The following is a 24,329-nucleotide window of genomic DNA, read 5'->3' on the forward strand; positions in this document are numbered from 1 at the left end:
CCCGCTCATGAGGTGCGCCCTTCGAACGTCCAGTCGCCGGAGCCGATCTCGAAGACGGCGCGGCCGTTCTCCACGCCGACCCAGCGGGCGTCCCGGGGCGCCGTGGGCCTGGCGGCCCCGCCGGCCACCGGGAACTCCACGCGCGCCCTGGTACTGGGCGGGACGGTGACGTCCAGCCGGAGTTTCCTGCCGGTGCGGCGCCAGGACGCCGCGGCGTGCCCGCGCGGTGTCTCGTAGGTGGCGGCGGCGCGCGTGACGTCGCCGACGACGGCCGGCCGGACGAGCAGCGTCTCGAAGGCGATCGAGTCGTCGGTCTGCCCGAGGCCGGCGAGCCCCGCGTGGAACCACTCGTCGATGGCGCCGAGCATGAAGTGGTTCTGGGAGTTCCCGGAGGTGGGCCCGTCCCAGTTCTCGGTCAGCGAGGTGGCGCCGTGCACGACCTGGTAGCCGTAGCTGGGGTTGCCGGTCTGCGTCGCGAACGCGTGGACGACGTCGTCGCGTCCGGCCGCCGACAGGACGTGGAACACCGACGGCAGCGCGATCTCGCCGACGGTGAGGTGGTAGCCCTTCGCCTCGATGCCGTTCACCAGGTGGGCGAGGACGGCGTCCTTCTTGCCGTCCGGGACGACGCCCATGTCGAGGGCGAGCGCGTCGCAGGCCTGGCTCCCGGAGCCGTAGGTGTCGCCGGTGGCGTACTTGGCGTTGAACGCCGACCCGATCTTCCCGGCGAGGGCCTCGTACCCGGCCGCGTCGGCGTCCTTGCCGATGACCTTCGCGATGCGGGCGAGGGCGGACACGGCGCGGTGGTAGCCGAACGTCGCGGTCACGCCCTTGGGCGTGCTGTTGTCGAAGGTGATCCAGTCGCCCAGGCCGTAGTCGAGCAGGTGCCCGTCCGCCTTGCCGGACAGGTAGTCGACGTAGCGCACCATGTTCGGGTAGTAGGTGCGGAGCGTTGCGGTGTCCCCGTAGGCGCGGTACATCTGCCAGGGCGCGAAGACGATGACGTTGCCCCAGTTGGGGTCGTCCCTGAACCCGCCGGAGAACACCGTGAACTCGGGCGCGATGTCGGGGACGAGGCCGTCCGCCGTCTGCGCCTCGGCGATGTCGCGGACGATCGCGCCGTAGTAGGCGGCGACGTCGTAGTTGCGGGCGACGGCGGGGAACACCAGGTTGGCCTGCTCCAGCCAGCCGAGCTTCTCCCGGTGCGGGCAGTCGGTGAGGACGGAGTACATGTTGCTCTGCACCGCGCGGTCGATGATCCGGTGGATGTCGTTGAGCAGGCCGTGCGAGCTGGTGAACGAGCCCGCCTCCGCGTTGCCGGCGCGCAGCGCGATCCCGGTGACCGTGTCCTCGTCCGGCGCGGACGGCAGCCCTTCGAGCTGCAGGTAGCGGAAGCCGTGGTAGACGAACCGGGGATGCCACGTCTCGGTGCCCTCGCCGGACAGGGTGTAGGTGTCCCAGATGGGCGAGCCGGTGGTGTGCTGGCTGACGGTCCCGTCGTCGTTCAGCAGCTCGCCGGGACGCATGGTGACCTTCGTCCCGGCCGGGCCGCTGACGCGCAGCTTCGGCCAGCCCGCGAAGTTGGTGCCGAGGTCGACGACGTACACGCCGTCCTTCGGCCGCGTGATCTTCTTGGTGCGGAAGGTGCCGGCCGGGACGATCGGCGGCGCGGTGCGGGCGGCGAGCCGGGCCGTGGGCGCGGCGACCTTCACCGCGTCCGACCAGTCCTTCGGGGCGCGGCGCGCGTCGTGGTCCTCGCCGCCGTACCAGTTCGTGAAGGTGGTCGCGCCGAGGGCGGTGCGCCAGGACGCGTCGGACGCGACGACCTCGCGCGACCCGTCGGTGTAGGTGATCTCCAGCTGGCCGAGGAACACGGGCTTGCCGTCCGACCGGGTGAGCTTCTCGTAGCGGCCGGGCGTGGGCGGCACGTGCGCCATGCCGGTGCCCAGCTCCACTTGCACGCGGTTGCCGCCGCGATGGAGCAGCCTGGTCACGTCGTAGGTGGAGTAGACGATCCGCTCCTTGTACGCGCTGTAGGGCGGTTCGAGGACGGCGTCGCTGACGGGGCGTCCGTTCACCGCGATGTCCAGGACGCCGAGGGCCGTCGCGTAGAGGCGTGCCGTGCGGACGCGCTTGCCCACCGTGAACTCGCGCCTGAAGACGGGGAGCGCCTCGGGCTGCCGGTGCAGCGGCGGCGGCGCCTCCTGCCCCTCCACCGTGGCGGCCGTGTCGAACGCCGTGCCGTCGCCGGACGTCCGGACGGTGAAGTCCTCCGGGAAGTTGGCCGTCTTCCCGTCGTCGGTCGTCACGTCGGTGCGCGGGTAGAGCAGGACGCGGTCGAACGCCTTCTCCTCGCCGAGATCGATCTGGATCCAGACGGGGTCGGCGAGGTCCTGCTCCCGCCGCTCCATGCTCGTGTAGCCGAAGGGGGCGGCGTCGCTGGTGAGCGAGCCGTCGGTGACGGCCTTCGGTTCCCACTGGCCGCCGACCGTGTAGCTCTCGGACGCGGTCACGGCGGCCCCGGCCGCCACGTTCGCGCCGGACGCGCCGTCCAGCACCTGGATCTCGGCGAGCTGGAGCCGCGACACCTTGTACGGCCAGCCCTCCTTGATCGGCAGGCCGAGCCGCGTCACGTCCAGCCGGACGTACCGCGCCGACCGGGCCGGGAACGTGATCACCGCCGCCACCGGCTCGGGGTCGGCGGACCACGCCGCGTTCCCGATCCACTGGGCCGTCCAGTCCGCGGCGGCGAGCAGGCCCATCTCGAAGTGGGACGGCTCGCTCCACGCGGACGCGCGGCCGTGCCCGTCCCATACCCGGACCTGCCACGACGCCCGCTCGCGGGACTTCAGCGCCCGTCCGGCGTAGACGGCCGACACGGCGGCGCCGCCGACCTTGCCGGAGTCCCACAGGTCCGGGCGGGCGAGGCGCGCCCGCGAGGTGGCGACCCGCACCTGGTACGCCGACTGGACGGCGTTGCGCGGCCCGGCGGCGAACCGCCAGCTCAGCGTCGGCCGCGCGGCGTCGATCCCGAGCGGCGACGGCAGGTGGCCGACCCGCAGATCGGCGGGGCGCAGCGTCCTGCCCCTCCCCGGGGCGGGTGCCGCCGACGCGGGCGCGACGACCGCGCCGCCCGCCGTGACCGCCGCCGCGGCGACGCCGCCGGCCTGCACGAACCTTCTTCTGGACAACTCGTTCATCTCGGGCTCCTCAGCCGTCGTTCGAACGGGGGGTGGGGTGACGAGGGCGGGATTTAGTAATAGATATTGACCGTCAAGCTTCGTGACTATAAAGTGGAGCACACGGAACGCACCACCGGCTCGAAGGGACCCACGCCATGGGCAGCGAGATCGACACCTACGCCGCGACCAAGCTCGACCCGAAGTACGCCGAGATCCTGGCGGCGCTGCGCGCGCTGATGTCCGAGGAGGCCCCGGACGCCGCCGAGTGCCTCACCTACGGCTCCCCCGCCTGGCGCGGGACGAAGGTCCTCGCGGTGATCAGCCAGAGCAAGACCCACCTCACCTTCGCCTTCGAGCGCGGCGCCGAGTTCGAGGACGCGCACGGGCTGCTGCAGGGCGTCGGGAAGAAGACCCGCCACGTCAAGATCAAGACGCTCGGCGGCATCGACGAGCAGGCGCTGCGCGACTACATCGGCCAGGCCGTCCGGCTGGACCGGGCCTGACGCGGGGCCTCCTCCCGGCCGCCCGCTCATCCGGGGCGCCTCAGCGCTGACCCGCGTGGAAGAGCAGCCGGCCGGAGCCCGCGCTGAAGACGGCGTAGCCGTCCCTCATGCCGGTGAAGCATGGCGTCCTCTCTGAACTGCGCGGAGGTGGGGCGGGGGGCGGCGTCCGCGTGCGGGCATGCCGAGCAGGGCCCGCGGCCGGCCGGGCCGGTCGCGGGCCTGCGCCCGTCATCGCCTTGGCGCGGATCCCCCGATCACGCCGTCAGAGGTGGTCGGTCAGGGATTCACGTGGACGAGGTCGATCTCCAGAAGGTCGGCCAGGGCCTTCAGATCGGCGACCATGTGGCCGGTGCCGAGGGCCCAGTGGTGGGAGATGCCGGAGGCGGACCACGCGTCGGTCCACTCGCCGGGGTCGCAGCCGAAGTCGACGCGGGAGGTGGTGTTGCCGATCCGCAGCAGCGGCCCGTCCACGGTCTCGCCCTCGGACGCGACGAGCGCGAACCGGCCGTCGCGGCGCTGCACGATCCCGAACGCGGTGACCGGGCCGTGCTTGACGTCGAACTCCACCGACACGCCGTAGCCGCGCTTGCCGTGGTAGACGCCGAGGCCGCGCAGCAGCGGGCGGCGGGCGCTGATCGCCAGGTGCGCGGGCCCGTCGTGGCCCATCTCGACGTGGCCGCGCCGGAAGTCCAGCGCCTGCAACTCGGTGAACGAGCCGCCCGCGCCGAGCCGGTCGGCGATCAGCATGGCGAGCGACGTGCGCAGCTCGTACTCCCCCGCCGCCGGGACGCCGCGCGCGGTGAGCAGCGACGCGCCGAGGATCATCCCGGCGCCGAGCCGCTCGTGGATCTCGCCGTCCAGGCCCCGGTGGTAGTAGGCGAGGCTGTCCAGCTCGAAGTCGGCGGTGAGCCGGTCGAGCCCGACCGCGACGCGGGCCGCCCACGTCAGGTCCTCGTCGTTGACGGACGCGTCCAGCTCGAAGATCTTCTCCGCCTCGGCCCGCTTCGCGGCGGTCTCGGCGTCGGTGACCTTCTCCACCCGCACCCGCAGGTCGTCGAACTCCAGCACCTCGACGTGCCCGCCGAAGTTGGCGCTGACGAGCGTCAGGTCGGTGGAGACGTCGAGCATCCCCGGGTACAGGTGGCCCATCAGGCCGTGCCGGCCCCTGCGCAGCGCGGCCCGGACCCCGGCGGCGCGGACCCAGCGGCCGATCTTCGCCCAGGCCCGCTCGTCCTCCAGGTACCCGGACACGGACCGGAACGGGACGCCGCAGCGCTCGAACGCGTTCGCCATCTCCGGCAGCGGGCAGGCGCCGCAGTAGGCGAGCCACTGCCCGGTGTCGAACGTGGCGTGGTCCATCGACTCGGTCGGCTGCAGGTTGATCAGCAGCACCGGGGCGTCGGCCCGCTGCGCGACCGGGACCAGCATCGACGCGGTCATGTAGGTGGTGAGGAAGCCGACGATGACGTCGCAGCCGGCCGCGCGGAGCCGCTCGGCCGCCGCCGCGCCCTCCTGCGCGTCGGAGATGAAGCCGACGTCGACGACCTCCGCGCCGAGCCCGCGCATCCGCTCCGAGACGCGCTCGGCGGACCGCTTCAGCTGCGGCAGCAGGTCGGGGAACTGCGGCCAGTAGGCGCCGAGCCCCCCGGCGACGAGGCCGACCCTGACGGGCGGCGGCGCTGTGTTGTCTGCCATTCCTCTCCTCTTCTCGGGCTAACGGGCCGTGAGGGTGTGGCGCCCGGCGGACGCCCCGTCCACGTAGACGTAGTCGCCGTCGCTGGACACGCCGCGCGCGGTCGCCTTGCCGCCGGCCCAGACGGTCCGGCCGTCGAAGGTGACGCGGCGGGTGGACCGGTCGACCGGGACGGCCAGCCGCCCCTTGGTGCCGCGCGGCGCGGTGACCTTCAGCTGGAAGCCGCGGCCGCTCCTGCGCCAGGACGCCGCGATGTCGCCGTGCGGGGTCGGCACCGTGCCCTCGGCCCAGGCCAGGTTCCCGGTGAACGGCACCACCGCCCAGGACGCGTACCCGGGGGCGGCGGGCCGCACGCCGAGGACCTTCGTGCTGAGCGTGACGGTCGGCTGCGCCGCCCAGCCGTGCGCGAGGCTGGAGAACTGCTTCAGGTTGGGGGTGCCGTCCGGCTGCATGTGCTCCCAGAACGTGGAGCCCGGGTCCTGCCGGAGCTGGTGGCCCCAGTAGTTGCGGATCAGCTGCAGGCCGGACGCGTCACCGGTCTCCAGGCGCGCGTCGGCTTCGAACCCGCTCGGCAGCGGCGCGTAGAACGGCGGCAGGCTCGCGTTCGGGGTGGACTGCGAGACCGTCAGCGACCCGATGTCCGTCCAGTTGTTGGCGCGCAGGTAGGCCAGGGCGCGCTCGGCGCGTTCGCCCTGCGCGATGCCGGTGAGGACGGCGGTGACGTTGCCGTCCTGCGGGTAGGCGCCGGGGATCTCGCGGGACAGCCGGTAGGCGCCGGCCTTCTCGTCCCACAGCTGGTCGTTGACGGCCTTCTTCACCTCGGCGGACCGGGCGGTGTAGGTCCGCGCGGCGGACGCGTCGCCGCGCGCCTTCGCCATCGCCGACATCTGCTCCAGGTTGCGGGCGTACAGGGCGTTGACGTAGGTCTCGTGGCCGCAGTTGGAGTAGCCGTAGTGGCCGCACGAGCCCGACTCCTGGAACGCGATCAGTCCCTTGTCGTCCCCGGCGCGCACCGACTCCAGCCAGGCGGTCGCCTTGGTGAGCTGCGGCCACCACTTGTCGAGGTAGGCGCGGTCGCCGGTGTACCACCAGTGGTCGTACATGTTGGTGACGAACCAGGCCACGTACTCGCCGTAGGTGCGCAGCTCGTTCTGGTTGTGCTGGCCGACGAGGCTGGCGGCGGGCACGTAGCCGTCCGGGAGCTGCTGGGCGGCGAGCGACGACAGCGAGTTGTCGACCGCGCCCATGTCGTAGGTGCTGACGTAGGCGACGGGCGCCTGGACGGCGAGGTCGCCCTGCCAGACGATCCGGTCCCGCTTGCCGCCGTCGTAGATGACGGACGTCCTCGGGTCGGCGTGCGGGACGGGGGCGTCGGCGTGGTCGCCCTCGCCCGGCACGTACGGCCACTTCTTCGCGGTGTCCGGCGCGCCGGTGTTGATCTGCACCGTGTAGGCGCCCGCGTACCAGACCTTGTTGAGCAGGTCGTCGCTGGAGAGGAAGTGGCCGCGGTAGCCGTCCAGGTCGCGCTGGTCGGGCGCGGCGGTGAAGTCCAGCGAGATCGCGTCGATGTCGACGCTGCCGGGGCCGTCCAGGAAGAGGGTCGCGTAGCGGAACCCGCCGCGCAGCACCCCGTCGCGGACGGTGCCGGGCAGCTTCACGCCGTCCAGCGGGAGGGCGTGGCTGTCGGTGTCCTCGGTGTAGGGCTGGCCGGGGAAGCCGTTCCAGATGTTGGCGGTGTCGCAGCCGGGCGCGATCTTGCCCTGTCCGCCGTTGGCGTCGGGGGTCAGCGCCATGTACTGCACCGATTCGGAGAAGCAGGCGCGCAGCTTCGGGCTCCCGGACGCGCCCTTCACGCGGACCTTGAGGTGCCCGGCGACCTCCTTGCCGAAGTCGACGATCAGCAGCGGGGAACCCGCCCGCTCGGCGGCGCCGGTGAGGCGGACCGACGCCCCGCCCTTCTTCAGCGCCCCGTCCGGGGAGCCCTTGATGCTCCCCTGCCGCGGGTCGGCCTTGAACACCTTGACGGGCTTGACGTCACGGCTGGACGGGGCGAGGACGTAGGGCCGCCACTGGCCGGGGCGCGGGGTGTAGGAGTCGTCCTGCCAGGGGCCCTTCGGGTGGGGCGCGGCGGTGGCGGGGAGCTCGAGCGAGGCGGTGCTGGTGATCGTGAGGGCGGCCGCCACGGCGGCGCGGACGAGGGAACGGCGGACGGTCTTGGGGGGAACCATCATCACTCCAGGTCAGCGGGAGGCGGTCAGGATGGAGGTACCGGTCAGTCCGGGGACTTGCACGAGACCGTCGCGGACGGTGACGCCCGGCTTCACCGGGCGGCCGTCGCGCCAGACGACCTTTCCGTTGACGCGGACCTCGGAGGCGCCCTGCGCGGGGACTCCGCCGGTGGCGGTGGAGCCGGCGGGCGCGGCGACGCGGAGCGTGAACGTCCCGCCGTGCCGCTTCCACGCGGCGGTGATGTCGCCGCGCGGTGTGGGAACGCGTCCCTGCGCCCAGCGCAGGCCGCTCGTCGGGTGCGGCAGGACGGTGAACGTCCCGAAGCCGCCCGACGTCGGTGCGACGCCGAGGACCTGGTTCGTCAGGAACGAGGTCGGCGCGGCGGCCCACCCGTGCGACAGGCTCGTGTACGAGCCGAGCTGCGGCGCGCCGGCCGGGCTGACGTTCTCCCAGAGCGTGCCGGGCTGCGCCTTGCCGAGCATCGGGTACCAGGTGCGGCGCAGCAGCGACATCGCGCCCGCCATGTCCTGCTCGGCGGAGTGCGCGAGCAGCGACTGGGAGGACACGAACGGGCTGATGTACTGCGGGACGACGCCGCCGGGCTTGTCCACGGTCAGGTCGCCGTACGGGTTGGCGAGGCCGTCGCCGAAGAACTTCAGCACCGCCTGGGCGCGGTCGCCGGTGGCGACGCCCGCCACGACCGCCATGGCGTTGCCGTCCTGCGGGTGGTTGCCGTCGGCCCTGCTGACCTTGTAGGCGCCCGCGGCCGGGTCCCAGAGGTGGTCGTTGACCGCCTTGGCGGTGCGGGCCGCGTGCGCGCGGTAGGTCTTGGCGAGCTCGGGCTCGCCCTTGGCCTCGGCCGCCTGCGCCGCCTCCCCGAGCACCTTGACGTACAGGGACGAGATGTACGTGCCGCCGGCGTCGTTGCCGTAGCCCCACGTCCCGCCGGCGCCCTTCATGGTGAGGAGCCCGTCGTCGCCGGCGTTGGACTCCAGCCACGCGACGTTCTTCTTCAGCGCGCCGTACCACTTGCCGAGGAAGTCGCCGTCGCCGGTGTAGAGGTAGTGCGTCCAGTAGTTGTGGACCCACCAGGCCGCGTACTCGCCCCAGTTCATGTTGTAGCCGAGCGCGTCGGTCAGGTAGAGGCCGGGGATCTGGCCGTTGGCCGCCTGGCCCTTGGCCATGAAGGCGACGGCGTTGGCGGAGGGCGCCGCCTGCCCGGTGGTCAGGTACGACACCGCGTCGGCGACGGCGTTGTCGCCGCCCCAGATCATCCGGTCGCGCTTGGCGCCGTCGCTGATGATGCTGTCGCCCTCGCCGACGATCGCGTCGTTGCGGACCGGTCCCTCCTTGCCGGGGTAGGGGCGCCCGGTCGTCGGGTCGATCGTCGACATCTGCACCGTGTAGGCGCCCGCGTACCAGAGCCGGTTCAGGGTGTCGTCGCTGGACAGGAACGCGCCCTTGTAGCCGTCCAGGTCGGGGTTGGCGGGGTCGGCGGTGAACTTCAGCCGCAGGTCCGACAGCTTCACCTCGCCGGGGCCGTCCAGGAAGACCATGAGGTAGCGGAACCCGCCCCGGATCACCGGGTCGGTCATGGCGGAGCGTCCGGCCTCGGTGTCGAGGTAGTGGGTCTCGGTGGCGAGGCCGACCGGGTCCTGGCTGTAGTCGGACGCGGTGGTGAGGTACTGCGCGCTCTCGCTGAACGCCAGGCCGAGCCTGGGCGCGCCCTTGCGGACGTCGGCGGTGACCTGGATCTGCCCGCCGACCTCCTTGCCGAAGTCGTAGACGACGTAGGGGCGGCCGTACTCGTTGGAGGTGAGCGTGGTGCCGCCGTGCCGGAACGCGCCGGACGGGTTCTGGACCGTTCCGCCGTAGGGGGCCGCCGGGGCGCGGCCGTTCTTGTGCAGCGTCCAGACGGCGTGGATGCGGGCGCCCGGCCCGGGTTTCGCGGTGTTGCGGAAGGTGACCCTGATGTCGCCGGCGGAGCGGACGAGCCGGGCCGGGACGGCGACGTCGTAGTGGACGAGGCCGGCCTTGTCGCCGCTCCACACGCCCGCCTGCGCCGGGTCGGGCTTGCGCTCGTGGACGACCTCGCCGTTCACCAGCACCTCGTAGTGGGCGGTGGCGCTGCCCGCCTCCTCCACCCGGAGGGTGAGGGGACCGTGCCCGGGCGCCACGCGCATGCGGTAGCCGAAGCTCGCCCCCGCCTTGTCGCCCGTCTGGCGGGTCATGACGCCGTCCGCCTTGGCGGTCGTGGACGATCCGGCGTCCAGGTCGTGGCCCTCCTTCTCCGATGTCTCGGACGCGGCGGTCACGTGGTCGGCGTTCAGCCCGTACGACTCGGCGGCCTTCACCGGGCGGACCGTCCGGCCGGAGGGCGCGAGGATGTAGCGGTCGGCGCTGGACAGGGACGGCAGCCCGAGCGGATCCCGGGGCGCCGCCGCGGCGGCGCCGGACGGGACCGCGACGAGGGCGGCGGCACCCAGGCTCAGGGACGTGATGACGGACAGACGGGATCGGGCGAACCTTTTCGCTGGTGACATCGTTATCCTTCCGGGTTCCTCTTGGTAGAGCGGGCCCGACGGGACGGCCGGTGGCTCGGACGGGTGGTGCCGCCGCGGTGTGTCAGCACCGCGGCGGTCTGGTCCGGGCCATCGGCCGGCCCTTGTCAGCGGTGATCAGCGCAGGAAGGCGGCGGCGACGCCGGCGTCCACGGGGATGTGCAGTCCGGTGGTGTGGGTCAGGTCCCCGCCGGTGAGGGCGAAGACGGCGGCGGCGACGTGCTCGGGCAGCACCTCGCGCTTCAGCAGCGTCCGCTGGGCGTAGAACTCGCCGAGCTTCTCCTCCTCCACGCCGTAGACGGCGGCGCGCTTGGCGCCCCAGCCGCCCGCGAAGATGCCGGAGCCGCGCACCACCCCGTCGGGGTTGACGCCGTTGACGCGGATGCCGTGCTCGCCGAGCTCGGCGGCCAGCAGCCGCACCTGGTGCGCCTGGTCGGCCTTGGTGGCGCCGTAGGCGATGTTGTTCGGCCCGGCGAACACGCCGTTCTTGGACGCGATGTAGACGATGTCGCCGCCCATGCCCTGCTCGACCATCACGCGGGCGGTCTCGCGGGACATCAGGAACGAGCCGCGCGCCATGACGTCGTGCTGCAGATCCCAGTCGGCCGCGGTCGTGTCCAGCAGCGGCTTGGAGATCGACAGGCCGGCGTTGTTGACGACGAGGTCCACCCCGCCGAACGCCAGGACCGCGGCGCGGACGGCGGCGGCGATCTCGTCCTCGGAGGTCACGTCGGCGGCGGCCGCGATGGCGGCGTCCGACGCGCGCAGGGCGCCGGCGCCGATCTCCGCCGCGACCTTCTCGGCGGCGGCGAGGTCCCGGTCGGCGACGACGACGCAGGCGCCCTCGGCGGCGAGCCGGCGGGCGGTGGCGGCGCCGATGCCCGAGCCGCCGCCGGTGACGACCGCGACGCGGGTCGCGAGCGGCTTCGGCCTCGGCATCCGGCGGAGCTTGGCCTCCTCCAGCTCCCAGTACTCGATGCGGAACTTCTCCGCCTCGTCGATCGGCGCGTACGACGACAGCGCCTCCGCGCCCCGCATCACGTTGATCGCGTTGACGTAGAACTCGCCGGCGACCCGCGCGGTCTGCTTGTTCGCGCCGAAGGAGAACATCCCGACGCCGGGGACCAGCACGATCGCCGGGTCCGCGCCGCGCATCGCCGGGGAGTCGGCGGCGGCGTGCCGCGCGTAGTAGGCCGCGTACTCCTCGCGGTAGGCGGCGTGCAGCTCCCTCAGCCGGGCCTTCACCGCGTCGAGCGGCGCGTCCGGCGGCAGGTCCAGGACCATCGGCGCGACCTTGGTGCGCAGGAAGTGGTCCGGGCAGGACGTGCCGAGCGCCGCGAGCCGCGGGTGCTCGGCGCGGGAGACGAAGTCGAGGACGGCCTCGCCGTCGGTGAAGTGCCCGACCTGCGGCCGGTCCGTGGACGCCAGGCCCCGGATCAGCGGGAACAGCGCGGCGGCGCGGGCGTGCCGCTCGTCCTCGGGCAGCGTCGGGTGGACCACCTCGCCGAACGGGTCGGCCTTGCCGTGCTCGGCGATGTAGGCCTCGGCGGTGCGGATGATGTCGAGCGAGTTGGCCTTGCACTCCTCGCTCGTGTCGCCCCACGCGGTGATGCCGTGCCCGCCCAGGACCACGCCGATGGCCCCCGGGTTCGCCTTCTTGATCGCGGCGATGTCCAGGCCGAGCTGGAAGCCGGGCCGCCGCCACGGCACCCACGCCACCCGGTCGCCGAAGATCCGCCGGGTCAGCTCCTCCCCGTCGGCGGCGGTCGCGATCGCGATGCCGGAGTCGGGGTGCAGGTGGTCGACGTGCGCGGCCTCCACGAGGCCGTGCATGGCGGTGTCGATGGACGGCGCGGCGCCGCCCTTGCCGTGCAGGCAGTAGTCGAACGCGGCGACCATCTCGTCCTCGCGCTCGACGCCCGGGTAGACGTCCGCGAGGGCGCGCATCCGGTCCAGCCGGAGCACGGCCAGGCCCTTCTCGGTGAGGGTGCCGAGGTCGCCGCCGGAGCCCTTCACCCACATCAGCTCGACGTCGCGGGCCGTCACCGGGTCGGTGACCGTGCCCTTCGCGGACGCGTTGCCGCCCGCGTAGTTGGTGTTGCGGGGGTCCGCGCCGAGGGTGTTGGCGCGGTCCAGCAGCTGCTCCACCTCGGGCGGGGTGGAAGTCATCGGTTCGGTCTCCTTCACCTGTTCAGGCGCCCCAGCCGGCGGCCTGGCCGTCCTTGCGCTCGGCGACGACGCGCTCGTAGTAGCCGGACGCCTTGTAGGCGGCGACCGGGTCGGGGTGCAGGCCCATCTCCTCGCGCAGTTCGGCGAGCAGCGGCCGGACGTCGGTGTTGTAGGCGTCCATGAACACCGCGTTCGCTTCGAGGACGTCGCCGGACTCCTGCGCGGCGCGCAGCGCGCCGGCGTCCACCAGCAGCGCCTTCGCGGTGGCCTCCTGCACGTTCATCACCGAGCGGATCTGGCCCTGGATCTTCGGCTCGATGTTGTGGCACTGGTCGAGCATGAACGCCACGCCCGTCTCGGCCGCGTAGCCGCCGCCGCGCACGACCTCGTACATGATGCGGAACAGCTGGAACGGGTCGGCGGCGCCCACCATCAGGTCGTCGTCGGCGTAGAAGCGGGAGTTGAAGTCGAACCCGCCGAGCTTCCCCTCGCGCAGCAGGAACGCCACGATGAACTCGATGTTGGTGCCGGGCGCGTGGTGCCCGGTGTCCACCACGACCTGCGCCTTCGGGCCGAGCTTCACGCAGTGCGCGTAGGAGGCGCCCCAGTCCGGCAGGTCGGTCATGTAGAACGCCGGCTCGAACAGCTTGTACTCCAGCAGGAACCGCTGGTCGTCGCCGAGCCGCTCGTACACGGCGGCCAGGGCCTCGGCCATCCGGTCCTGGCGGGCGCGGATGTCGTCCTGCCCCGGGTAGTTCGTGCCGTCGGAGAACCACAGCTTCAGGTCGCGCGACCCGGTCTGGTCCATGATGTCGACCGCTTCGAGCAGGTGGTCCAGGGCCTTGCGGCGGACGGCCGGGTCGGGGTTGGTGACGCTGCCGAGCATGTAGTCGTCGTCCTGGAACACGTTGGTGTTCACCGCGCCGATCCGCACGCCGCGCTCCTTGGCGTGCGCGCCCAGCGCGGCGTAGTCGTCCACCCTGTCCCAGGGGATGTGGACGGCCACGCTCGGCGCGACGCCGGTGAACCGGTGCACCTGCGCGGCGTCGTCGATCTTCTCCTGCGGGGTGCGCGGCACGCCCCGCTGGGCGAAGACCTTGAACCGGGTCCCCGAGTTCCCGTACGCCCACGAGGGAGTCTCGATCTGCTGGCGGCGCAAGGCGTCCTTGACCGCGCGGGTGTCTGTCACGAGTTACCTCTCAATCCAAGTGGAAGACCTCGGTGAGCGGCCACATGCCCTCGTCGGGGCGGCCGTCGAGGTCCTCGAAGTACTGCGCCATCTCCGCCTGCCACCGGGCGTTGACCTCGGTGCGTGCCATCGCCGCCTGGGCGGCCTCGAAGTCGTCGGTCTCCAGGTAGCCGACGAGCAGGCCGTCCTCCCGCAGGAAGAGCGAGTAGTTGTGCCAGCCGGTGTCGCGCAGGGCGTTGAGCATGTCGGGCCAGACCGCCTGGTGGCGCAGCTTGTACTCCTCCAGGCGGTCCTGCCTGACCTTCAGCAGGAAGCAGACGCGCTTCGTGCGTTCGGACATGCGATCAGTCCTTCTGCGGGGGGACGACCCCCCGCACCCCCCGGTTCGCTCCGCTCATCAGAAGTGGTACTGGTCGATGTTCTTCGCGTCGAACACCGTCGGCGGGCCGAGGATCACCTCACCGTTGGCGCCGATCGTGCGCTCGCCGAGCTTGCCGGCCGTGAACTTCTCGCCCTGCGCGCCGGTGATCTGGCCGGACGCCAGCGCGGCCGCCGCGTAGGAGGACAGGTAGCCGAGGTTCTTGGGGTCCCAGAGCTCGAACTCCTTGACCGTGCCGTCCTTGACGAACTTGCGCATCTGGTCGGGGGTGCCGAGGCCGGTCAGCGCGACCTTGCCCTTGTACTTGGAGCCGGAGATGTAGCGGGCCGCGGCGGCGATGCCGACCGTCGTCGGCGAGATGATGCCCTTGAGGTTCGGGTACGCCTGCAGCAGGCCCTGGGTCTGCTGGAACGACTTCTGGTCGTCGTCGTCGCCGTAGGCGATCTTGACGAGCTTCATCTTGGCGTACTCGGGCTTCTTCAGCTCGTCCTGCATGAACTTGATCCAGGTGTTCTGGTTCGTGGCGTTCGCCGTCGCCGACAGGATCGCGATCTCGCCCTCGTGGCCGATCTGCTCGGCGAGCAGCTTGACCTCGCTGCGGCCGATCTCCTCCGAGCTCGCCTGGTTGATGAACACGTCCCGGCACTCGGGGTTGGTGTCGGAGTCGTAGGCGACGATCTTGATGTTCTTGGCCATCGCCTGCTTGAGCGGGCCGCACACCGCGTTCTCGTCGTTGGCGGCGATCAGGATCGCGTCGTGGCGCTGCTGGACGAGCGTGTTGATGTAGGAGACCTGCGAGGACGCGGACGCGTCGGACGGGCCGACCTCCTTGGCCTCGCCGCCGAACTCCTTGGCCGCCTCGATGCCGGCCTTGTCGACGATCGTCTCGTACGGGTTGTTGACCTGCTTGGGCAGGAACGCCAGCTTCAGGCCCTTCTTCAGGGGCGCGTTCGGGTTCGCGGTGGCGTTGCCGCCGGCGGCCTTGGCGTCCCCGGAGTCGGAGTCGTTCTTGGTGGTGCCGCCGCAGGCGGCCATGCTGAGGGCCAGGACGCTCGCCGTGGCGACGGCCGCCAGCCGGCGCGGGACGCGCGGACGAATGGTCATCACGATGCCTTTCGGGGGTGCGGTGGGACGCGGCGGGGGGACGTGTCTCATGGAGGGTCAGGGGGCGGCGGCGGGAGCCGCGGGTCGCGCGCCCCGCCGCCTGCCTTGGGCCTCGCGGACCACGGCGATCAGCCGCGGCGTGAGGACGCTGATGATGAGCAGCAGCCCGGTGACGATCGACTGGACCTCGGTGGGGACGTCGTTGAGCATCAGCAGGTTGCGGAGCAGGCCGATGAGCAGCACGGCCGCGATGACGCCGCCGAGGGTGCCCTTGCCGCCGTCGAAGTCGATGCCGCCGAGCAGCACCGCCGCGATGACGGTGAGCTCCAGCCCGAGCCCGTTGTCGGCGCGGGCGCTGCCGTAGCGGAGCGTGTAGACGATGCCGGCGAACCCGGCGACCAGCCCGGACACCACGAACAGCAGCAGCTTGATGCGCTTGACGCGGATGCCGGCGAAGTAGGCGGCGTCCTCCTGCGCGCCGATCGCGAACAGCGACCGCCCGATGCCGGTCGCGTGCAGGACGACACCGGTGATGACGGCGAGCACGACGAACAGCGCGATCGGGTACGGGATCGGCGTGCCCGGGATCGAGGACGTCGCCAGGGCGGTGTAGGCGGTCGGGAACTCCGAGATGGCCCCGGTGCCGAGCGTGACGTAGGCGAGCCCCCGGTAGAGGGTCATCGTGCCGATCGTCACGGCGAGGGACGGCAGCCCCAGCTTCGTCACGAGCAGCCCGTTGACGAGGCCGCAGACCAGGCCGACGGCGAGCACGATCGGGATGATCGTCTCGATGGCCATCCCGCCGTCCCACATCTTGCCGGTGAGCGCGCTGCACAGGCCGAGGATCGAGGCGACCGACAGGTCCACCTGCCCGCACACGACCAGCAGCGTCATCGGCAGCGCGATCAGCGCGATCTCCGACAGGTCGTCCAGCGCGAACGACAGGTTGTCGTTGCCCGCGAAGTCGGGCGAGAACCCGGCGCCGCTCGCGAACACCAGGACCAGCAGGGCGGTGACGGCGGTCTCCCACCGCACCAGCCCTCCGAGGCGGCTCATGACCGTCCCTCCTTCTCCACCGGGGCGGCGTCCGCGGGGGCGGCGACGTCGCGGTGCGCGGACGATTCCAGCGACCGCTGTTTCAGCGTCCGGGTGACGCGCAGCGCCAGCAGCCGGTCGACGCTGATGGCCAGCAGCAGCAGGACGCCGGTGATCGCGTCCTGCCAGAACGAGTTGACCTTGAGCACCACCAGCACGCTGCCGATGGTGGTGAGCAGCAGCCCGCCGAGCGCCGCGCCCCACACGGTGCCGACGCCGCCGGTGATGGCGACGCCGCCGACGACGACCGCGGCGACGACCTTCAGCTCCCAGCCGTTCGCGGCGTCCGCGACGACGGTGCCGAACCGGGCGAGCCACAGCACCCCGGCGAGGCCGGCGAGCGCGCCGCTGACCAGGTAGGCGGTGAGGATCCGGCGGCGGATCGGCACGCCGGCCAGGCGCGCGGCCTCCGGGCTGGACCCGATCGCGTAGAACTCCCGGCCCGAGGAGTAGGACCGCAGGTAGTACCCGACCGCCAGCATCACCGCGACGGTGATGATCGGCAGGTAGGGGACGCCGAGGATCCCGTCGTTGCCGAGGCTCAGCACCGAGGAGGGCAGGTCGGCGGCGCCGATCTGCTCGCCGTGGGCGATGCGGTAGTCCAGGCCCTGGATCACGTACAGGGTGCCGAGGGTGACGACGAGGGAGGGGACCCGCAGGAAGCTGACGAGCAGGCCGTTGACCAGCCCGCAGACGAGCCCGATCGCGACGCCGAACACCAGGACGAGCACGACGTGCCGGTCGCCGCCGGCGGCGAACTTGCCGGCGCTGAACGCGACGAGCCCCACCAGGGAGCCGACCGACAGGTCGATGTTGCGGGTGACGACGACGAGCGTCTGCCCGACGGCGAGCAGCACCAGGATGGAGGCGTTGAGGAAGATGTCCTTGACGCCCTGCCCGGACAGGAACCGCGGGTTCGCGATCGTCGTGGCGACGACGAGCACGACGAGGGCGCCGAGGATGCTCATCTCGCGGGCGCGCAGCACCAGCTCGACCAGCCGCCGGCCGCCGCCGGCGGACCCGCCCGCCCCGCCCGGCCGCGCCGGGCTCTGCGTGAGTACGGTCATCAGGCTCAGGCCGCCTTCCCGGTCCCGGCGCGGCCGGTCGCGGCGGCCATGACGTTCTCCTCGGTCGCGTCCGCGCGGGCGATCTCGGCGGTGAGCCGGCCCTCGTGCATGACGAGGATCCGGTCGGCCATGCCGAGCACCTCCGGCAGGTCGGAGGAGATCATCAGCACCGCGAGGTCCTGCGCGGCCAGCTCCGACAGCAGCCGGTGCACCTCGGCCTTGGTACCGACGTCGATGCCGCGGGTCGGCTCGTCCACGATCAGCACGGCGGGCTCGGTGGCCAGCCACTTGGCGAGCACGACCTTCTGCTGGTTGCCGCCGGACAGCACGCCGACGGCGTCGCTGAGGCGGGCGTACTTGAGCTGGAGCCGCAGCGCCCAGTCGGCGGCGCGGTCCCGTTCGACCCGGCGGGAGATCAGCCCGCCGCGGCCGGTGGCGCGGCGGAGCGTCTTCAGCTGGGTGAGGCCCATGTTCCGCTCGATGGACATGTCCATGACGAGGCCCTGCTGGCGGCGGTCCTCGGGGACGAGCGCGAGCCCCGCCGACATCGCGGCGGTGGGGCTGCCCGCCGGCAGCGCGCGGCCCTCGACCTCGACGGCGCCGGCGTCCCAGCGGTCCACCCCGAAGATCGCGCGGGCGACCTCGCTGCGGCCGGCGCCGACCAGCCCGGCCAGCGCGACGATCTCGCCGCGGCGGACCTCGAAGGAGACGTCGGTGAAGGCGCCCTCGCGGGTGAGGCGGCGCACCGTCAGCGCGACCTCGCCGGGCGTCACGTCCTGCTTGGGGTAGAGCGCGTCGAGGTCGCGGCCGACCATCCGGCGGACGAGGTCGTCGGGGGTGAGGTCGGCGACCATGTCGGTGCCGACGTAGGTGCCGTCGCGCAGCGTGGTGACGCGCTGGCACAGCTCGAAGATCTCCTCCAGGCGGTGCGAGATGAACAGCACCGCGCAGCCCTGCTCGCGCAGCGTGCGGGTCACCGCGAACAGGCGGGCGACCTCCTGGCCGGTGAGCGCGGCGGTGGGCTCGTCCATGATGAGCACGCGCGCGTCCCGGGAGATGGCCTTGGCGATCTCGACGACCTGCTGGTCGGCGATCGACAGGCCGCGGGCGGGCTGCTGCGGGTCCAGCGCGACGCCGAGCCGCTCGAACAGCCGCGCCGTCCGCGCGTGCATCTCGCGGCGGTCGATGCGGCCGAGCGCGGCGCGCGGCTGGCGGCCCATGAAGATGTTCTCGGCGACCGACAGGTCGGGGAACAGCGTGGGCTCCTGGTAGATGACGGCGACGCCCGCGGCCTGCGCGTCGGCGGGGCCGTGGAAGGCCGCCGGCTCCCCGTCCACCCGCACCTCGCCCGCGTCGGGGCGGTGCACTCCTGCGAACGTTTTTACGACCGTGGACTTGCCGGCGCCGTTCTCGCCGGCGAGCGCGTGCACCTCGCCCGCGTGCAGCTCCAGCGTGACGCCCTGCAGGGCGCGCACGGCGCCGAACGATTTGCTGACGTTGACCAGGGCCAATGTCGGCGGTGCCGACCGGCCGGGTGCACTCATGTCGGCCCTCCTCGCGGGGGACGTCGGTTACCGGGATATGAAAAACGTTTTAACTTGATGTTGCGGAGGACGCTAGATGTGAGCCGGGACACCCGTCAAGAGGGAACCTGCCGACCGGCCCCTCCCGAGGCTGCGAAAACCCCGTCCGGGCAAGGGACCGCACGTTTTTCGAAGTCGCCTCCGGCCGGGACCGGCCAGCGAGGTTTGCCCGTCCGGCGGGCCGGATCCGGGGTTGACACGTTTTAATGACATGACCCAGAGTGAGCGGCGACACAGGCGGCTGACGGACCGGGGGCACACGGATTGAGCACAGACGACACCGGCCGTCCCGAGCCGCTGAGCAGGACGGTCGGCATCAAGCAGGTCGCGGCGCACGCCGGGGTCTCCCCCGGCACCGTGTCCAACGTGCTCAACCGGCCCGAGCGGGTGGCGGTCGCGACCCGCACCCGGGTCGAGCAGGCGATCCGCGAGCTGGGCTTCGTCCGCAACGGCTCGGCGTCCACGCTGCGCGCCGGGCACAGCAGCACGATCGGGCTGATGGTCCTCGACCTCGCCAACCCGTTCTTCACCGACGTGGCGCGCGGCGTGGAGGAGGCCGCCAGCGAGCGCGGCTACGCGGTCATCCTGTCCTCGTCGGGCGAGTCGGACGAGCGGGAGCAGCGCAACCTGCGGGTGTTCGCCGAGCAGCGGGTCCGCGGCGTCCTGCTGACCCCGGTCGGCGACGACGGCGAGACCGCCGACCGGCTGCGCGACCGCGGCGTCCCGGTGGTGCTGCTGGACCATCCGACCCCGCGCGCCAACCAGTGCTCGGTCGCCGTCGACGACGTCGCGGGCGGGGAGCTGGCGGCCGGGGAGCTGCTGGAGGCCGGCGCCCGCACGCTGGCGTTCGTCACCGGGCCGACGGTGCTGCGCCAGTGCGCCGACCGCCGCAAGGGCGCGCTGCGGGCGCTGCGCGCCGCCGGGCTCGGCCGCGACGCGCTGCGCGAGGTCGCGGTCGGCGCGATGAACGCGCGGGGCGGGCAGGAGGCGGCGCGGCGGCTGCTGGAGGCGGGCGCGCTGCCGGACGCGATCTTCTGCGCCAACGACCTGCTCGCGCTCGGCGTGCTGCGCGTGCTGCTGCAGGCGGGGATCAAGGTGCCGGGTGACGTGGCGCTGATCGGGTACGACGACATCGAGTTCTCGGCCGCGGCCGCCGTCCCGCTGAGCTCGGTGCGGCAGCCCACCTACCAGCTCGGCCGCATCGCGACCGAGCTGCTGCTGGAGGAGTGCGACGAGTCGGGCGGGCACGCCCACCAGCAGGTCATGTTCCAGCCCGAGCTGGTGGTGCGCGAGTCCAGCCGGTCGGCCATTGGAGGCGCTCCTTGAAAGTCGCGCTGTTCCTCACCTGCGTCAACGACACGATGTACCCGGGGACCGGGAAGGCGATGGTGCGGCTGCTGCGGCGCCTCGGCCACGATGTCGAGTTCCCCGAGTCGCAGACGTGCTGCGGGCAGATGCACCTCAACACCGGGTACCGGCGGCAGGCGCTGCACCTGGTGAAGGGGTTCGCCGAGACCTTCGAGCCCTACGACGCGGTCGTGACGCCGTCGGCGTCGTGCGGCGCGATGATCCGCGACTGGCATCCGAGGCTCGCGCCCCGCACGGCCGGGATCGCGTCCCGCGTGTACGAGCTGTCGGAGTTCCTGGTGGACGTCCTCGGCGTCACCGACGTCGGCGCCTACTTCCCGCACCGCGTCACCTACCACCCGACGTGCCACTCGCTGCGGATGCTGCACGTCGGCGACCGCCCGCTGCGGCTGCTGCGCGAGGTGCGCGGCATCGACCTGGTCGACCTGCCGGACGCCGCCGAGTGCTGCGGCTTCGGCGGGACGTTCGCGCTGAAGAACGCCGAGGTGTCGGCGGCGATGTGCGCCGACAAGGTCACCGCCGTCCGGGAGACGAGGGCCGAGGCGCTGTGCGCGGCCGACAACTCCTGCCTGATGCACATCGGCGGCGCCCTCACCCGCACCCGCGCCGGGGTGCGGACGGTGCACCTGGCCGAGATCCTCGCGTCCACCGAGGAGGACCCGTCATGACCTCGTCCGCGATGCCGACCTACGTCGGGATGCCCGCGTTCCCGGACGCCGCCCGCCGGGCGGTGGCCGACGCGCGGCTGCGCGGCAACCTCGCGCACGCGACCACCACGATCCGGGGGCGGCGCGCCGGCGCCGTCGCGGAACTGGCCGACTGGCCCGCGCTGCGCGAGGCGGGCAAGCAGATCAAGGACCACGTCCTGGCGAACCTCGGCCACTACCTGCCGCTGCTGGAGGAGAAGGTCACCGCGGCCGGCGGCACGGTGCACTGGGCGCGGGACGCCGCCGAGGCCAACCGGATCGTCGCCGATCTGGTGAAGGCGACCGGCGAGACCGAGGTCGTCAAGGTCAAGTCGATGGCGACGCAGGAGATCGGCCTCAACGAGTTCCTCGCCGAGGAGGGCATCACCGCCTACGAGACCGACCTCGCCGAGCTGATCGTGCAGCTCGGCGACGACCGGCCGTCGCACATCCTCGTCCCGGCCATCCACCGGAACCGGTCCGACATCCGCGACATCTTCCTGCGCGCGATGGAGGACGCCCCCGAAGGCCTGACCGACTCCCCCGCCGCGCTCGCGGAGGCGGCGCGGCGGCACCTGCGCGCCAAGTTCCTGTCGGCGAAGGTCGGGGTGTCGGGCGTGAACTTCGCCGTCGCCGACACCGGCACCCTCGTCGTGCTGGAGTCGGAGGGCAACGGGCGGATGTGCCTGACGCTCCCCGAGACGCTCATCTCGGTGATGGGCGTGGAGAAGATCGTGCCGAGCTGGCAGGACCTGGAGGTGTTCCTGCAGCTGCTGCCGCGCTCGTCGACGGCCGAGCGGATGAACCCCTACACCTCCACCTGGACGGGCGTCGCGCCCGGCGACGGCCCGCGCGACTTCCACCTCGTCCTGCTGGACAACGGCCGCACCGACACCCTCGCCGACGAGGTGGGCCGGCAGGCGCTGCGCTGCATCCGCTGCTCGGCGTGCCTGAACGTGTGCCCGGTCTACCAGCGCGCGGGCGGCCACGCCTACGGGTCGCCGTACCCGGGGCCGATCGGCGCGATCCTGTCCCCGCAGATCCGGGGCATCGGCTCGGACGTGGACGCGTCCCTGCCGTACGCGTCGTCGCTGTGCGGGGCGTGCTTCGAGGCGTGCCCGGTCGCGATCGACATCCCGGAGGTGCTGGTGCACCTGCGGGCCCGCGCCGTGGAGCAGGGGCCGCGCCATCCGCTGGAGCGGGTGGCGATGACGGCGGCCGGGTGGACGCTGCGCTCCCCCACCCGGCTCGGGCTCGCGCAGCGCGCCGCGTCCGCGAGCCGCAGGGTGGTGGGGCGCGGCGGCCGGATCCGGCGGCTGCCGGGGCCGCTGAACGCCTGGACCGAGACGCGGGACGCGCCCGCGCCGCCGCCGGAGTCGTTCCGCGCCTGGTGGGCCCGGACCGACGGCGGCCGCGAGGAGGGGAACGAGTGAACGCGCGCGAGGAGATCCTGCGCCGCATCGCGGCGATCACGCCCACCCGCCCGGCCGCCGAGGTCGCGGCGTCCTACGCCCGGATCGACCGCGGCTACCTGCGCCGCCACCACGAGGACGGCGTCCTCGACCTGTTCGCCGAGCGGGTCGCCGACTACCGCGCGACGGTGCTGCGGGTGCCGGCGTCCGAGGTCGCGCCGGCGGTCGCGGAGCGGCTGGCGGCCCGGCCCGGCTCCTACGGCGCGCCCGCCGACCTGCCCGCGCAGTGGACGTCGCAGGTGGCGGCGCCGCTCGTCCGCGACTTCTCCGTCGCGTCCCTGGACGGGCTCGCGGGCGCGGTCACCGGCTGCGCCGCCGCGATCGCCGAGACCGGCACGATCGTGCTGGACCACGGCGCGGCGCAGGGGCCGCGCGCGCTGTCGCTCGTGCCCGACTACCACCTGATCGTCGTCCGCGCCGAGCAGGTCGCCCCGGACGTCCCGGAGGGGCTCGAACGGCTCGACCCGTCGCGCCCGCTGACGTTCGTGTCGGGGCCGTCGGCGACGAGCGACATCGAGCTGTCCCGGGTCGAGGGCGTGCACGGGCCCCGCACGCTGGAGGTTCTGGTCATCACATGAGCGAGGAGACTTTCGCGGCCGTCGACCTCGGCGCGTCGAGCGGCCGGGTGATGGCCGGACGCGTCGGGCCCGGCGTCCTGGACCTGGCGGAGGTCCGCCGCTTCCCGAACCGGCCGGTCCGCGCGGGCGGCACCCTGTACTGGGACATCCTCGGCCTGTACGGCAACGTCCTGGACGGGCTGCGCGCGGCGCCGGCCGGGCTCGCGTCGGTCGGCATCGACTCGTGGGCGGTCGACTACGGCCTGCTCGACGCGGAGGGGCGGCTGCTCGGCAACCCCGTCCACTACCGCGACGCCCGCACCGACGGCGTGATGGACCGGGTCCGCGCCGACCTGGGCGACGAGCTGCTGTACCGGACGTCCGGGCTGCAGTTCCTGCCGTTCAACACGATCTACCAGCTGGCGGCCGACGACCTGTCCCGGGCGGCCACGCTGCTGCTCGTCCCGGACCTGCTGGCCTACTGGCTGACGGGTGAGACCGGCGCCGAGCGCACCAACGCCTCGACGACGGGGCTGCTGGACGTCCGCGACGGCACCTGGTCGCAGGACCTGCTGGACCGGCTCGACCTGCCCGCGAAGATCCTGCCGCCGCTGCGCGACCCGGGCGCGGCCATCGGGACGCTCCGCCCGGACGTGGTGGCCGAGACCGGCCACGCCGGCCTCCAGGTCACGGCGGTCGGCTCGCACGACACCGCGTCGGCGGTCGCCGCCGTGCCCGCCGCGACCGGGCGGTTCGGCTACATCTCCTGCGGCACCTGGTCCCTGGTCGGCGTCGAGCTGGACGCGCCCGTGCTGACCGAGGAGAGCCGCGCCGCCAACTTCACCAACGAGGGCGGCGTCGACGGGACGGTCCGCTACCTGCGCAACGTGATGGGCCTGTGGCTGCTGCAGGAGTCGCTGCGGACCTGGGGGAACCCGGACCTGCCCGCCCTGCTCGCCGAGGCGGCGCGGCTGCCGGGGCTGCGCTCCCTCATCGACCCCGACGACCCGGAGTTCCTGCCGCCGGGCGACATGCCCGCCCGCATCGCGGCGCACTGCCGGCGCCGCGGGTTCCCCGTGCCGGCCACGCGCGCCGAGACCGTCCGCTGCGTCATGGACAGCCTCGCCCTGGCGCACCGCGCCACGCTGCGCGCGGCGGCCCGGCTGTCGGGGCGGGAGATCGAGGTCGTGCACCTGGTCGGCGGCGGCAGCCGCAACGACCTGCTGTGCCGGCTGACCGCCGACGCCAGCGGCCTGCCGGTGGTGGCCGGGCCGGTCGAGGCGACCGCCCTCGGCAACGTGCTGGCCCAGGCCCGTGCCCGGGGAGTGGTCGGTGACCTGGCCGAAGCCCGCGCGCTGGTCGCCGCCACGCAGGACCTCCGCCGCTACGCCCCGTCCGGTGACGAGGCCCGCTGGCGGGAGGCCGCCGCCCGCCTGGGCCTGGAGATATGACCCAGGTCACGCGATGTCACGGTCACGGGACGGTTTACCCA

Annotated in this window: 17 protein-coding genes; 6 read left to right on the forward strand and 11 right to left on the reverse strand. The window is 72.8% G+C overall.

What is annotated here, in order from left to right; genetic code table 11:
- Positions 1-5 precede the first annotated feature (5 nt).
- Entirely contained in the window at positions 6-3,200 is a 3,195-nt protein-coding gene (locus HUT06_RS27175; RefSeq protein ID WP_176198303.1) for a family 78 glycoside hydrolase catalytic domain, read from the reverse strand.
- Between the two features lie 137 nt (positions 3,201-3,337).
- On the opposite strand from HUT06_RS27175, the gene HUT06_RS27180 reads away from it, so the two are divergent.
- Entirely contained in the window at positions 3,338-3,685 is a 348-nt protein-coding gene (locus HUT06_RS27180; protein ID WP_176198304.1) for a DUF1801 domain-containing protein, read from the forward strand.
- 276 nt (positions 3,686-3,961) lie between these two features.
- Here HUT06_RS27180 and HUT06_RS27185 read toward each other — a convergent pair whose 3' ends face one another.
- The 10 genes from HUT06_RS27185 to HUT06_RS27230 form a co-directional block, all read right to left on the reverse strand.
- Positions 3,962-5,380, reverse strand: a complete 1,419-nt coding sequence (locus HUT06_RS27185; RefSeq protein ID WP_176198305.1) for an L-fucose/L-arabinose isomerase family protein — start codon at positions 5,378-5,380, stop codon at positions 3,962-3,964.
- Between the two features lie 18 nt (positions 5,381-5,398).
- On the reverse strand, positions 5,399-7,609 hold the full coding sequence (locus tag HUT06_RS27190) for an alpha-L-rhamnosidase C-terminal domain-containing protein (RefSeq protein WP_176198306.1): 2,211 nt from the start codon (positions 7,607-7,609) through the stop codon (positions 5,399-5,401).
- 9 nt (positions 7,610-7,618) lie between these two features.
- On the reverse strand, positions 7,619-10,150 hold the full coding sequence (locus tag HUT06_RS27195; RefSeq protein ID WP_176198307.1) for an alpha-L-rhamnosidase C-terminal domain-containing protein: 2,532 nt from the start codon (positions 10,148-10,150) through the stop codon (positions 7,619-7,621).
- A 135-nt stretch (positions 10,151-10,285) separates the two neighbouring features.
- Complete coding sequence (locus HUT06_RS27200) at positions 10,286-12,337, reverse strand: bifunctional aldolase/short-chain dehydrogenase (protein ID WP_176198308.1); 2,052 nt, start codon at positions 12,335-12,337, stop codon at positions 10,286-10,288.
- A 22-nt stretch (positions 12,338-12,359) separates the two neighbouring features.
- Positions 12,360-13,526 carry an L-rhamnose isomerase gene (rhaI, locus tag HUT06_RS27205; protein ID WP_176198309.1) on the reverse strand — a complete coding sequence of 389 codons (1,167 nt, stop codon included), beginning with the start codon at positions 13,524-13,526 and terminating at the stop codon, positions 12,360-12,362.
- 10 nt (positions 13,527-13,536) lie between these two features.
- Complete coding sequence (locus tag HUT06_RS27210; protein ID WP_176198310.1) at positions 13,537-13,866, reverse strand: L-rhamnose mutarotase; 330 nt, start codon at positions 13,864-13,866, stop codon at positions 13,537-13,539.
- Positions 13,867-13,923: 57 nt separating this feature from the next.
- Positions 13,924-15,009, reverse strand: coding sequence for a rhamnose ABC transporter substrate-binding protein (gene rhaS, locus HUT06_RS27215; RefSeq protein ID WP_138634444.1), 1,086 nt, complete (start codon positions 15,007-15,009; stop codon positions 13,924-13,926).
- Between the two features lie 57 nt (positions 15,010-15,066).
- The gene (locus tag HUT06_RS27220; RefSeq protein ID WP_176198311.1) at positions 15,067-16,065 is read right to left on the reverse strand and encodes an ABC transporter permease; all 999 of its coding nucleotides are present in this window, start codon (positions 16,063-16,065) and stop codon (positions 15,067-15,069) included.
- Positions 16,062-17,171, reverse strand: coding sequence for an ABC transporter permease (locus tag HUT06_RS27225; RefSeq protein WP_176198312.1), 1,110 nt, complete (start codon positions 17,169-17,171; stop codon positions 16,062-16,064). Before HUT06_RS27225 ends, HUT06_RS27220 begins: the two co-directional genes overlap by 4 nt.
- A gap of 5 nt (positions 17,172-17,176) precedes the next feature.
- On the reverse strand, positions 17,177-18,715 hold the full coding sequence (locus HUT06_RS27230) for a sugar ABC transporter ATP-binding protein (RefSeq protein WP_176198313.1): 1,539 nt from the start codon (positions 18,713-18,715) through the stop codon (positions 17,177-17,179).
- Between the two features lie 303 nt (positions 18,716-19,018).
- Here HUT06_RS27230 and HUT06_RS27235 point away from each other — a divergent pair, with 303 nt between their 5' ends.
- Genes HUT06_RS27235 through HUT06_RS27255 form a run of 5 tightly spaced genes read left to right on the forward strand, consistent with a single transcriptional unit; the run spans position 19,019 to position 24,288 of the window.
- The gene (locus tag HUT06_RS27235; protein WP_254715407.1) at positions 19,019-20,080 is read left to right on the forward strand and encodes a LacI family DNA-binding transcriptional regulator; all 1,062 of its coding nucleotides are present in this window, start codon (positions 19,019-19,021) and stop codon (positions 20,078-20,080) included.
- A complete protein-coding gene (locus tag HUT06_RS27240) occupies positions 20,077-20,790 on the forward strand; it encodes a (Fe-S)-binding protein (protein WP_176198314.1) in 714 nt (237 codons plus the stop codon). Before HUT06_RS27235 ends, HUT06_RS27240 begins: the two co-directional genes overlap by 4 nt.
- Complete coding sequence (locus HUT06_RS27245; protein ID WP_176198315.1) at positions 20,787-22,241, forward strand: LutB/LldF family L-lactate oxidation iron-sulfur protein; 1,455 nt, start codon at positions 20,787-20,789, stop codon at positions 22,239-22,241. Before HUT06_RS27240 ends, HUT06_RS27245 begins: the two co-directional genes overlap by 4 nt.
- Positions 22,238-22,858 carry a lactate utilization protein C gene (locus HUT06_RS27250; RefSeq protein WP_176198316.1) on the forward strand — a complete coding sequence of 207 codons (621 nt, stop codon included), beginning with the start codon at positions 22,238-22,240 and terminating at the stop codon, positions 22,856-22,858. Before HUT06_RS27245 ends, HUT06_RS27250 begins: the two co-directional genes overlap by 4 nt.
- Positions 22,855-24,288, forward strand: a complete 1,434-nt coding sequence (locus HUT06_RS27255) for a rhamnulokinase family protein (protein WP_176198317.1) — start codon at positions 22,855-22,857, stop codon at positions 24,286-24,288. The genes HUT06_RS27250 and HUT06_RS27255 overlap by 4 nt, the downstream gene beginning before the upstream one ends.
- Positions 24,289-24,329 lie beyond the last annotated feature (41 nt).

It is taken from the genome of Actinomadura sp. NAK00032 (assembly GCF_013364275.1).
Taxonomy (GTDB): domain Bacteria; phylum Actinomycetota; class Actinomycetes; order Streptosporangiales; family Streptosporangiaceae; genus Spirillospora.